The sequence below is a fragment of the Variovorax boronicumulans genome (assembly GCF_009811375.1).
GTDB lineage: Bacteria > Pseudomonadota > Gammaproteobacteria > Burkholderiales > Burkholderiaceae_C > Variovorax > Variovorax boronicumulans.
Genome location: NZ_BKDH01000007.1, coordinates 114,689 through 127,014, shown reverse-complemented (window position 1 = coordinate 127,014; position 12,326 = coordinate 114,689). Strand labels below are relative to the sequence as shown.

Annotated in this window: 7 protein-coding genes; 3 read left to right on the top strand and 4 right to left on the bottom strand. The window is 69.3% G+C overall.

Going from position 1 to position 12,326, the window contains the following annotated elements; genetic code table 11:
* Positions 1-7: 7 nt before the first annotated feature.
* From VHAB30_RS30700 to VHAB30_RS30685, 4 genes are all read right to left on the bottom strand, one after another.
* Positions 8-382 carry a YXWGXW repeat-containing protein gene (locus VHAB30_RS30700; RefSeq protein ID WP_159279682.1) on the bottom strand — a complete coding sequence of 125 codons (375 nt, stop codon included), beginning with the start codon at positions 380-382 and terminating at the stop codon, positions 8-10.
* 112 nt (positions 383-494) lie between these two features.
* The gene (locus VHAB30_RS30695; RefSeq protein ID WP_235926972.1) at positions 495-1,829 is read right to left on the bottom strand and encodes a GDSL-type esterase/lipase family protein; all 1,335 of its coding nucleotides are present in this window, start codon (positions 1,827-1,829) and stop codon (positions 495-497) included.
* A gap of 66 nt (positions 1,830-1,895) precedes the next feature.
* On the bottom strand, positions 1,896-5,192 hold the full coding sequence (locus VHAB30_RS30690; protein ID WP_159279681.1) for a carboxyl transferase domain-containing protein: 3,297 nt from the start codon (positions 5,190-5,192) through the stop codon (positions 1,896-1,898).
* Positions 5,193-5,205: 13 nt separating this feature from the next.
* On the bottom strand, positions 5,206-6,849 hold the full coding sequence (locus VHAB30_RS30685; RefSeq protein ID WP_235926971.1) for an AMP-binding protein: 1,644 nt from the start codon (positions 6,847-6,849) through the stop codon (positions 5,206-5,208).
* An 85-nt stretch (positions 6,850-6,934) separates the two neighbouring features.
* Here VHAB30_RS30685 and VHAB30_RS30680 point away from each other — a divergent pair, with 85 nt between their 5' ends.
* The 3 genes from VHAB30_RS30680 to VHAB30_RS30670 all read left to right on the top strand — a co-directional run bounded on the left by VHAB30_RS30680 (position 6,935) and on the right by VHAB30_RS30670 (position 12,320).
* Complete coding sequence (locus tag VHAB30_RS30680) at positions 6,935-7,615, top strand: TetR/AcrR family transcriptional regulator (protein WP_159279680.1); 681 nt, start codon at positions 6,935-6,937, stop codon at positions 7,613-7,615.
* 33 nt (positions 7,616-7,648) lie between these two features.
* The gene (locus tag VHAB30_RS30675) at positions 7,649-8,908 is read left to right on the top strand and encodes a branched-chain amino acid ABC transporter substrate-binding protein (protein WP_159274664.1); all 1,260 of its coding nucleotides are present in this window, start codon (positions 7,649-7,651) and stop codon (positions 8,906-8,908) included.
* A 193-nt stretch (positions 8,909-9,101) separates the two neighbouring features.
* Positions 9,102-12,320 carry a bifunctional cytochrome P450/NADPH--P450 reductase gene (locus VHAB30_RS30670; protein WP_159279679.1) on the top strand — a complete coding sequence of 1,073 codons (3,219 nt, stop codon included), beginning with the start codon at positions 9,102-9,104 and terminating at the stop codon, positions 12,318-12,320.
* Positions 12,321-12,326: the final 6 nt, after the last annotated feature.

The window sequence follows — 12,326 nt, the reverse complement described above, 5'->3', positions numbered from 1 at the left end:
CTATCGATCAATTGCGGTACGGGTTGTCCGGACGCCGGTCCTGGCGGTTCGGCACGCCGTCGCCGTCGCGGTCCCAGCGGCCGCGGTTGTATTCCCAGCGGCCATTGTTCTCGCGCCATTCCGGCGCGCGGTAGGCATAGCCCGGGCGTGCGCGCACGTACATCCCGCGCACCCACACATGGCGACCGCCACGCCACTCATAGTGGCCCGGCGACCACACATAGCCACGACGCGGCGGCGGCATGCGCTCGTAGCGCGGCGGGGGCGGCGGCCCCTGGATGGTGATCACCGCCTGCGCCTGCGCGGCCGTGGGAACGGCCAGGGCGCCCACCGACAGCAGCGAAGCGGCACCGATGGAAAGAGCGACTGCGAGTGTTTTCATGAGAAAGCCCCATGGTTGTTGGAGGAGCCTTCATGCTGCCGGGACCGTGTGAAGCGCCTGTAAGCGCTGCGCGAAATCTTGTGTAGAGCTGTTTCGCTGCCGCAGACGCGCTTTATTCCTGCAATTCGCGCAGGTCGATGGCCGCGGCCATGGCCGCGTGGCCGGCGCGGTTGGGATGCAGGTGATCGCCGCTGTCGAATGTCGGATTCAGCTGACGCGGCGCGGCTGGGTCGCGCAGCACGGCATCGAAGTCGACCACGCCATCGACGTCCTGGCGGCTGCGCACCCAGCGGTTCACGGCCTCGCGCATGGCCTCGTTGGCGTCGGTGCCGTAGATCGTGTTGCCGAAGGGCGGCACGGTGCCAAGCAGCACCTTCACGCCCTTGGCGCGCGCCTGCTTGACGAGCTGCCCCAGGCCCTCGGTGACACGCTCGGCCGTGGGCACGTCGTGCGGCGGCACCTTCAGGCCGGGGATGCCCGCGAAGATGGCGCGGCCGATGTCGTTGGTGCCCAGCAGCACGATGACGTGCGTCACGCCGCTCTGGCCCAGCGCGTCGCGCGCAAAGCGCGACAGGCCGTCGGGACCGATGCCGTTCACCAGCAGCCGGTTGCCGCCGATGCCGGCGTTGATCACCGACACCGCGTGCGCGGCCTGCGGACTGTCACGCAACCGCGTGGCGAGCATGTCGGGGTACGAACCGTCGCCCGACTCGCCACCGCCCGCGGTGATCGAATCGCCGAACGCGACGACGGTGCGCACGGGTCGGGTGGTGAGCACATCGAGCCCGGTCACGATGTGGCTCATCGGCAGCGCCGCCGGCTTCGGCAGCCGGGGCGACGCCACGACGTTGCCGTTGGCCAGCCAGCCCGTGTCAGTGGACAGCAGGTACATCGTGGCGAACGGTGTCGCGCGGTCGAGAAAAAGACTCACGGCCACGGCCTGGCCCGCCGCAACGTTCAGCGCCACGCCGTCACTCCATGCTTCCGCGCCCGGCGCCACGGTGACGGTGGCGCGGCCGCCGAAACGCAGCGTGCGCAACGAGGCCGGCGAGATGGCGTCGCCGCCCGTGCCCAGTGCCACGGTGGCCGCGGCGATGCGCAGCGGCGTCTTGCCGAAGCGGTTCGACACCCGCACGCGGATGCGCTCGCCGTCGATCGTCGGGCGCATCATCTGGCGCAAGGTCTGGCCGCGGAACACATGGTCGCCCGGTCCGCCGATGGCGGCCGTGGCGGGGTTCGCGTCCAGCTCGGCGAAGTCGAGCACCGCCACGGCCCAGCTCGCCACCCAGCGCGCTTCGGCCGGCTGGCGTGCCGCCTGCTCGACCTTCTCCGCCCACACCGCCTGCACACCCACGAGCAACACCGCAAGGCCGAGAACGGCCATCCAGTGTGCAGGGGAAAAGGCGGCGTCGCGCAGACGGACGCGCCAGCGGGCAGGAAGCTTCATGCGTGCAAAAGCGGCCCAGTGTACGGAGCCGCCTTGCCCGCGCCAGTGACGAGGTCTAACCTAAAGTTACCAAGTGTCGACGTACGCCGAGACCGCCTCGGCCGGCCGCGTGGCCGACGCCAGGCCGCGCACCAGCCAGGTGCGCGTGTCGGCCGGGTCGATCACCGCGTCGATCTCCAGCGTCTGCGCCATGTGGATCGCTTCGCCGTTCGCGTACTGCTGCGCCACCAATTGCTTGAACAGCGCGTCGCGCTCGGCGCCCTCGGGCACGGCCGCGAGTTCCTTGCGAAAGCCCAGCCGCACCGCGCCTTCGAGGCCCATCGCGCCGAACTCGCCGGTGGGCCAGGCCACGGTGAACACGGGCGCATCGAAGCCGCCGGCGGTCATGGCCTGCGCGCCCAGGCCGTAGCCCTTGCGCAGCACCACCGCGAAGAAAGGCACGCGCAGGTGCGAGGCCACCATGAACATGCGGCACACGTGGCGCACCTGCGCCTGCGCCTCGACCTCGGGCCCGACCATGAAGCCGGGCGTGTCGCACAACGACACGATCGGTAACCCGTGGGCATTGCACAGTTGCATGAAGCGTGCGGATTTGTCGGCCGCCTCCACGTCGATCGCGCCGCCCAGGTGGTGCGGGTTGTTCGCCATCAGGCCGACCGGCTTGCCCTCGATGCGTGCGAGCGCGGTGACGATGCCCGCGCCGAAACCCGCGCGCAGTTCGAGCAACGAGCCGGTGTCGGCCACGCCGCGCATGGCGGCGCGCACGTCGTACACGCGCAGCCGGTTCTCGGGCACGACGTGGCGCAGCGTGCGCGGATCGGCGCACTGCCAGTCGGTGGTTGGCCCCTGGAAGTACGACAGGTACTGCTTGGCCGCAGCGACTGCAGCCGCTTCGTCTTCCACCAGGATGTCGATCACGCCGTTGCGCGACTGCACGCTGCTCGGCCCGATCTGCTCGGGCGCGAAGGTGCCCAGGCCGCCGCCTTCGATCATCGCGGGGCCGCTCATGCCGATGTTGCTGCCCTTGGTGGCAATGATCACGTCGGCGCAGCCCAGCAGCGCCGCGTTGCCCGCGAAGCAGCGCCCATGCACGATGCCGACCACCGGCACCTTGCCCGACAGCGCCGCGAACTGGCTGAAGGTGTGGTTGTTCAGGCCCGCGACGATCGGCATGTCGGTGTCGCCCGGCCGCCCGCCCCCGCCCTCCGCGAACAGCACGACCGGCAGCTTGAGCTGGTGCGCCACCGCGAGCAGCCGGTCGGTCTTGTGGTGGTTGCGCATGCCCTGCGTGCCGGCCAGCACGGTGTAGTCGTAGGCCAGCACGGCGCAGCGCGATTTCTCGGGGCCGAACTGCTTCGCGTTGATGCTGCCCAGGCCCGTCACCATGCCGTCGGCCGGCGTGTTGGCGATGAGGTCTTCGAGCGTGCGGCGGCGCGTCTGCGCGGCGATGGCGAGCGCGCCGTACTCGATGAAGTTGCCCGGGTCGCCGGCCATGTCGCACAGGTCGGCGATGTTCTCGCGCGCGGTGCGCCCGCCCTGCGCATGGCGCTTGTCGACGGCCGCCTTACGGTTCGCATCGAGCGTGGGCGCATGGCGGTCGATGACCTTCTGCAGATCGGGGCGAATCGTGTCGAGGTCGTGCGCGACGCGCGCCTGCGCTTCGACGCCCTGCGCATCGACGGCCTCCAGCCGCACCAGCGACTGGCCTTCGACGAGGTAGTCGCCGGGCGCGGCCAGCAGCGCCAGCACACGGCCGGCCACGGGCGCGTGCAGCAGGTGCTCCATCTTCATGGCCTCGAGCACACCGAGCTGTGCGCCGGCGGGCAGCACGTCGCCCACCGCGACCTCGAACTGCACCAGCTTCGCGGGCATCGGCGCCTTGACGGTGAGGCCGTCGTCCTCTGCGTCGTCCGGCACCGGTGCACTCGCGGCGACGGGCGCGGTCACCTTCTTCGTGTGCTTCTCGAACGCCTTCGCGTCGGCAAGCAGATCACCCAGGTGCGCTTCCACGAAGCGCGTGTGCACCGCCTGCGTCGCGAACTCGGGCCGAGCGGCAATGGCGCACAGCAGCGGCAGGTTGGTGGCGATGCCGTCGATGTGGCATTCGTCGAGCGCGCGCAGCGAGCGGCGCAGCGCGTCCGCGAAACGCGGCGACGGCGAATGCACGATGAGCTTGGCCAGCAGCGTGTCGTAGTGCGGCGAAGGCGCCAGGCCTGCGTAGCCGTGCGTGTCGACGCGCACGCCGGGGCCGGCCGGCAGGTCGAAGCGCGCGAGCGTGCCGCCCGCGGGGCGCGCGTTGCCTTGCGCATCGAGCGTCTCGGCGTTGATGCGCCACTGCACCGCGAAGCCGCGCTGCGGCGCCGTGCGGTCGGCTTCCACGCCGAGCGCGCCCAGCGTGTCGCCCGAGGCCACAGCGATCTGCAGCTGCACGAGGTCCAGCCCCGTCACGGCCTCGGTCACCGTGTGCTCGACCTGCAGGCGCGGGTTCGCCTCGATGAAGACGAAAGGCAGGGTGGTCGACGCCGCATCGACCAGGAATTCAAAGGTGCCGAGGCCGCGATAGCCCACGGCCTTGGCCATGCGCAGCGCGGCCTGCGTGACCTGCGCGCGCAGCGGCTCGGGCAGCGAGGGGCTGGGCGCGATTTCGACCAGCTTCTGGAAGCGGCGCTGCAGCGTGCACTCGCGCTCGCCGAGGCTGGCTACGGCGTGGCCATCGCCGAGCACCTGCACCTCGATGTGCCGCGCGTTGCGCATCAGGCGCTCGACGTACACGCCCTCGATGCCGAACGCCGCCTTGGCCTCGGACATGCAGCGCGCATGCGCCTCGGGCAACTCGTCGGCGTTCAGCACCGCACGCATGCCACGCCCGCCGCCGCCGCCGATGGCCTTGACCATCACGCCCGCGCCCTGCGCATGCTGCTCGGCGAAGAAGGCCTGGGCCTGCGCAAGCGTCACCGCGCCGGCGCTGCCGGGCATCACGGGCACGTCGCACTGCGCAGCCAGTTCGCGGGCACGGGCCTTGTCGCCGAACAGGCCCAGCTGCTCGGGCGTGGGGCCGATGAAGACCAGGCCCGCGTCTGCGCAGGCCTGTGCGAAGTCGGCACGCTCGCTGAGGAAGCCGTAGCCGGGATGCACCGCATCGCAGCCTTGCGCCTTCGCCACCGCGATCAACGCGGCCACGTCGAGGTAGGCCGAAGGGCCGGTCGCGTCGAGCGCCACCGCCACGTCGGCCAGCTGCACATGCAGCGCGGCGGCATCGTCGCGCGCATGCACCGCCACGCTGGCGATGCCCAGGTCGCGCAACGCGCGCACCAGGCGCACGGCGATCTCGCCGCGGTTGGCAATCAGAACTTTGGAAAACACGCGAGGAAGCCTTTCAGGTCTTGTCTTTGAGCAGGCGGCGCAGCACCTTGCCTGCGCCCGTGGTGGGCAATGCATCGATGAAGCTGACGGCGCGCGGCGCCTTGTAGCTCGCCATGTTCTCGCGCGCCCAGGCCACGAGCGCGTCGGCCTCGAGCGCGGCGCCGGGCTTGCGCACGATGAAGGCCTTCACGACCTCGCCCTTCTCGGGGTCGGGCTGCGCGATGACCGCTGCCTGCGCCACCGCCGGGTGCTTGATGAGGATGGTCTCGACCTCTTCGGGGAACACGCTGTAGCCCGAGACCTTGATCATTTCCTTGAAGCGGCCGATGAAGGTGAGGTAGCCGTCGGCGTCGAGCTTGCCCATGTCGCCCGTGTGCACCCAGCCGTTGCGCAGGGTGGCGGCCGTGGCCTCGGGCTTGTTCCAGTAGCCCTTGAACGAGCCGGCGCTGGTGAGCACGATCTCGCCGACCTCGCCCGTGGGCATGTCGGCCTGGGTCTCGGTGTCGATGATGCGGATGGTCACGCCCGGCACCGGCACGCCCTGCGTGCCCCAACGCGGCGCCACGTGCGGCGTGTAGGTGTCGCAGGTGTGGGTTTCGCTCAGGCCGTAGGCGGCCTCGAACGAGCTGCAGTGGTTGGCGTGCGAACGCCACTGCGCGGCCAGCGGTTCGGTGAAGGCGATGCCGAAGCTGGTCACCGGGTTCATCTTCAGGCTCGACAGGTCGAAGCCGGCGATGTCGGGCACCTGCATGCAGGCCACGTTCATCGGCGCGATGCTGTACCACCAGCTCACTTTGTAAGCGGCAATGGCCTGCAGCACGGCGCGCGGATCGAAGCGGTGCATCAGCACCGAGGCGGCGCCGCTGAGCACGGGCACGTTGACGCCCATGAGCATGCCGGCGATGTGGTACAGCGGCGCGATCGACAGCAGCACGTCGTCTGGCCCCACGCCGTTGCAGTCGGCCGCGGCGCGCGTCTTGAAGAGCGCGTTGCCGTAGCTGAGCATCGCGCCCTTGGGCAGCCCGGTGGTGCCCGAGGTGTAGGTCATGAGCGCGATGTCGTCCATGTCGATGGCGACGGGCTGCGGCGTGGCGCCGCTGCGCATCACGGCGAGGAAGTCTTCGCAGCCTTCGGGCACGGTGCGTTCGGCCGTGCGCTCGGCGGCCAGTTCGGCCGGCAGGTCGAGCGTGGGCTCGGCGGGCAGCAGGTCGGCGTAGTGCACCACGAACACGTGGGCCAGTGCGCTCTCGGCCTGCACCTTGCGCACCACCGGCACCAGCGGCGCGGCCGCGACGATCACGCGCGCCTTCAGGTCGTTGACCTGGTAGGCCAGCTCGTGCTCCTTGTTGAGCGGGCCGCTCGGGCAGACGATGGCGCCGATCTTCTGGATGCCGAAGTGCGCCACCAGGTACTGCGGACAGTTGTTGAGGAACAGCACCACGGGTTCGCCCTTGGCCACGCCCAGGGCCTGCAGGCGTGCGGCGAAGGCGTCGCTCGCGCGGTCGAGCTCGGCCCAGCTCAGGGCCTGGCCGTACCAGAGGCAGGCGGTGGCGTCGCCGCGCGCGCGTGCGTGGTCGCGCAGGTAGGCGTGCAGGGGCTGCTGCACGCGCGGCGGCAGCTCTTTCAGACGTACGGGGGTGGCGGGCGTTGTCTCCATGGCGTCACTTTCTCAGGGTTATCGATAGCCGCCTGCGCATGGCCGGCGCTTGCCAATGCGGCATGGTGCACGAACAATCCTACCCATGGGTATAACTTCCGCGACACCGAACAAACCCTCTGCCACGCACACGGCGCAGCCGCACCTGCCGCAGGGCACGGGCCGCCAGCGCGCGGCCACGCAGGGCACCGACCTGCAGCGCGAGCGCATCCTGCAGGCGGCGGCGCAGCTGTTTGCCGCGCAGGGCTACGCCAACACGACCATGGCGCAGATCGTGCGCGAGCTGGGCGTGACCAAGCCCTTCGTGTACTACTACTTCCGCGACAAGCAGGAGATCTTCGAGACGCTGTCGTGGCGCCCCGCGGTCGACTGCTTCACCGCGCTCGACTTCGCCGCCGCCGACCCGCGCCGCGCGAGCGAGAAGGTGATGGAAGGCATCGAGCGGCTGATCCGCGCCACCATCGCGCACCACCCGGTGGCCTTCTTCGCGTACCGCGAGCCGCAGGTGTACCGCCCCGAATACCTCGAAGCGCAGAAGAAGCTCGCGCACCACTTCTACGACCTGCTGTGCCCGCTGCTCGAAGAAGCCCGACGCGACGGCGACCTCGACTTCGACGAGACCAAGATCACCGCGCTCGCGGCCTGCAGCCTGCCGGGCTTTCTCTACAGCTGGTACCGCCCCGGCGGGCGCCTCTCGCCCGACGAGGTGGTGGCACAGCTCACGAAGCTGGCCAGCCGCGTGATCGGGCTGCGCGCGAAGAACTGATCCCGTCTTTCACACACCCTCCGGAGACACTTCATGAAGCTCACGCATGCGCCTTTGGCGCGGATCGCCCTTGCCTCTCTGTTTGCCATCGCCGGCACGGCAGCGCAGGCCCAGCAGCCGACCTACAAGATCGCCTACATCGATCCGCTGTCGGGGCCGTTCGCCAACGTGGGCGAGCTGATGCTCATGCACACGCAGTACGCCATCGAGGACATCAACGCCAAGGGCGGCGTGCTCGGCGGCATGAAGCTGCAGCTGCTGCAGTTCGACAGCAAACTCTCGGCGCAGGAAAGCCAGAGCGCGCTGCAGGCGGCGATCGACCAGGGCGCCAAGGCGATCGTCACGGGCGGCTCGGGCTCGTCGGTGGTGACAGCGCTGGTGCTGGCCGTGGCGCGCTGGAACCAGCGCAACCCGGGCAAGGAACTGATCGTGCTGAACCACTCCTCGATCGACCCCGAGATGACCGGCAAGGGCTGCAGCTTCTGGCACTTCCAGACCGAGGCCAACACGGCGATGAAGATGAAGGCGCTGGCCAACTACATCAAGAAGACGCCGGACGTGAAGAAGGTCTACCTGCTGAACCAGGACTATGCCCACGGCAAGCAGTGGGCCAGCTACGGCCGCCAGCTGGTGGGCCTGGCGCGCCCCGACATCCAGTTCGTCGGCGAGACGCTGCACCCCATCGGCCGCGTGAAAGACTTTGCACCCTACATCGCCAACATCAAGCAAAGCGGCGCCGACTCGGTCATCACCGGCAACTGGGGCCAGGACATGACGCTGCTGCAGAAGGCCGCGGGCGACGCGGGCTACAACCTGCGCTACTTCAACCACAGCGCGGGCTCGGTGCCGGGCACCGTCACCGCCGTGTCGCAGGCCAAGACGGGGCAGCTCACCTGGGTGGCCGAATGGCACCCGGGCCAGGCCGACACACCGAAGGTCGATGCACTCGCCAAGGCCTACAAGGCCAAGACCGGCAAGGACTTCCTCGCACCGCGCATCGACCTGACGCCGCGCCTGCTGGCCGCCGCCATCGCCAAGGCCGGCAGCGCCGACACGGTGAAGGTGGCGCGCGCCCTCGAAGACCTGAGCTTCGACTCGGTGGTGGGCCCGGTGCGCATGCGCGGCGAAGACCACCAGCTGCTGCTGCCGCAGGTGGTGAACACCATCGCGCCGGTGGACGGCAAGGCGGTGAAGACGGGCTGGGAAGGCACCAACTACGGCTTCCGCACCGATGCGGTCTATACCGGGAACGAGCTGGCGCAAGGCACCGACTGCAAGATGGTCCGACCCTGACTGAGTTCTTTCCGGGGACGTGCCCGGGCCACTGTGAATAGCGATCACGCTGACGGCGTGATCGCCCCCTGCGCCGCGTCATTGTTTCCTAGGGAAACCCCGTCCTGCCCACCCCCTGTGCCATCGGGATACTCCGGATTCGCATCCCGGACATCCGAAGCGGGTCCATACCGAAGGCACAACAAGGTACACCATGGCAGGAAAGAACTCGCTCCATCCGATCCCCCATCCGGCGAAGAAACCCTTCGTCGGCAATCTGCTGTCCATCGGCTCCGACTCGCCGGTGCTCGACATGTGGAAGATCGCGCAGGACCTCGGCGGCATCTACTGGCTCGACATGCCGGGCATGCCGGTGATCGTGGTGTCGTCGCCCGCGCTGGTCGACGAGCTGTGCGAAGAGCCGCGCTTCGACAAGAGCACACGCGGCGCGCTGCGCCGGCTGCGTGCCGCGTCGCACGGCCTCTTCACCTCCGACACGCACGAGGAGACGTGGTCCAAGCCGCACAACATCCTCTTGGCCAACTTCAGCCAGCGCGCGATGCAGGCCTACCACCCGATGATGCTGGACATCGCGGGCCAGCTGGTCACCAAGTGGGAGCGCCTCAATTTCGATGAAGAGGTGGACGTGGTGCGCGACATGACCGCGCTCACGCTCGACACCATCGGCCTGTGCGGCTTCGGCTACCGCTTCAACTCGTTCTACCGCGAGGGCTTCCATCCTTTCGTCGATGCGATGGTGCGCACGCTGGAGACGGTGCAGAACCGGCGCGGCATTCCGCTCGAGGAGCTGATGCTCAAGAAGGAGCTGGCGCAGCAGCGCAAGGACATCCGCTACATGCACAAGATGGTGGAAGACATCATCGAGGAGCGGCGCGCCAGCGGCGCCGACATCGCCACCAAGCCCGACCTGCTGAGCTACATGATCGCGGGCGTGGACAAGAAGAGCGGCGAGAAGCTCACCGACAAGATGATCCGCGACGAGTGCATCGAATTCCTCATCGCGGGCCACGAGACCACCAGCGGCCTGCTGTCGTTCGCCATCTACTTCCTGCTGAACAACCCCGAGGCGATGGCCAAGGCGCAGGCCGAGGTCGACAGCGTGTTCGGCGGCGACACCACGCAAAAGCCCACCTACGCGCAGGTCAACCGGCTGCAGTACGTGATGCAGGTGCTGAAGGAATCGCTGCGCCTGTACCCGACCGCGCCGGCGATCTCGATGCGCGCGAAGGAAGACACCAAGATCGGCGGCCAGTACACGATCAAGAAGAACAACATGGTCATCATGCATGCGCTGGCGCTGCACCGTGACAAGGGCATCTGGGGCGAGGACGCCGACCAGTTCAACCCCGACCACTTCAGCCGCGAAGCCGAGCGCGAGCGGCCCGTGAACGCCTTCAAGCCCTTCGGCAACGGCCAGCGCGCCTGCATCGGACGGCAGTTCGCCCTGCAGGAGGCGGTGCTCACGCTGGGCATGATCCTGCAGCGCTTCAACCTCGTCGATCACACGGGCTACAAGCTCAAGATCAAGGAAGCGCTGACGATCAAGCCCGAGAACTTCAAGATCAAGGCGCTGCTGCGCGACCCGGCCTCGCGCCCGCGCGGCACCGTGGAGACAACGGCCGCGCCCGACGCGCCGGCCAAACCCGCCGCGCGCAAGCCGCAGGCGGCGCGCCACGGCACCTCGCTGCTGGTGCTGCAGGGCTCCAACCTCGGCACCGCCGAAGACCTGGCGCGCCAGCTGGCCGAGGCCGGCGAGCTGCGCGGCTTCTCGACCCAGCTGGCCTCGCTCGACGACTACGCCGAGCGGCTGCCGGCCAACGGCGCGGTGGCGATCGTCTGCGCCTCGTACAACGGCGTGGCACCCGACAACGCGGCCGAGTTCCACCGCTGGCTCGACAAGGCCGACGACTCGCTCAACGGCGTGCGCTTCAGCGTCTTCGGCTGCGGCAACACCGACTGGGCCGCCACCTACCAGGCGGTGCCGCGCCGCATCGACGAACGGTTGGAAGCCTTGGGCGCCGCGCGCGTGCACGCGCGCGGCGAAGGCGATGCGCGCGAAGACATGGACGGCGCCTTCCAGGACTGGAGCGACGCGCTGTGGCCCGCGCTGGTGAAGACCTTCGACATCAAGAACGGCGCCGACACGCCGGCCGAGGCCGAGCCGCTGTACACGCTCGAAGAGCTGCCGCCGCCGCAGAAGAACGCGCTGGTCGATGCGCTGGGCGCCGTGCCGCTGCGCGTGATCGAGAACCGCGAACTGCAAAGCGCCGGCGCCAACGGTGAAGCCGGACGCTCCACGCGCCACGTCGAGTTGATGCTGCCCGAAGGCGTGAACTACGTGCCCGGCGACCACCTGAGCGTGGTGCCGCGCAACAGCCCGGCGCAGGTCGAGCGCGCGATGGCGCGCTTCGGCTTCGACCGCTCGGCGCACGTGCGCCTGTCGGCGGTGCCGGGGCGCAAGGCGGCGCTGCCGGTGGACCAAGTGATCGCGGTCGATCGCCTGCTGGGCGACTACGTCGAGCTGCAGGACGTGGCCACGCGCAAGCAGATCGCCACGCTGGCGGCGCACACCGAGTGCCCGTTCACCAAGCCGAAGCTGCAGGCGCTGTCGGGCAGCGACGAGGCCTCGCAGACCGCGTACAAGGCCGAGGTGCTGCACAAGCGCAAGTCGCTGCTGGAGCTGCTCGAGGAGCACCGTGCCTGCCAGGTGCCGTTCGCGGTGTTCCTGGAAATGCTGTCGCCGCTGTCGCCGCGCTACTACTCGATCTCCTCGTCGCCGACGATGACGCCGGGGCGTTGCAGCGTGACGGTGGGCGTGGTGAGCGCGCCCGCGATGTCGGGCAACGGCACCTTCGAGGGCGTGTGCTCCAACTTCCTGGCGCGCGCCGAGGCCGGCGACACGGTGCACGGCGTGATCCGCGAGACCACGGCCGAGGGCTTCCGCCTGCCGGAGGATGCCAACCGGCCGCTCATCATGATCGGCCCGGGCACCGGCCTGGCGCCGTTCCGCGGCTTCCTGCAGGCGCGCGCGTCGCAGGTCGAACGCGGCGACGCGCTGGGCGAGGCGATGCTGTTCTTCGGCTGCCGCCATCCCGAGCAGGACTTCATCTACGCCGAAGAGCTGCAGGCCTGGTCGCACCGCGGCCTGATGAAACTGCACACGGCCTTCTCGCGCGCCGGCGACCGCAAGGTCTACGTGCAGGACCTGATCCGCGAACAGGGCGCTGCCGTGTGGAAGCTGCTCGAAGCCGGCGCCGTCGTGTACGTGTGCGGCGACGGCTCGCGCATGGAGCCCGACGTGCGGCGCACGCTCAGCGACCTCGCGCGCGAGCACGGGCAGGACAGCGCGGCGTGGATGGACAGGATGATTGCCGAGCAGCGCTACGTGCTCGACGTGTGGGCCGGGGCCTGAAGAGCC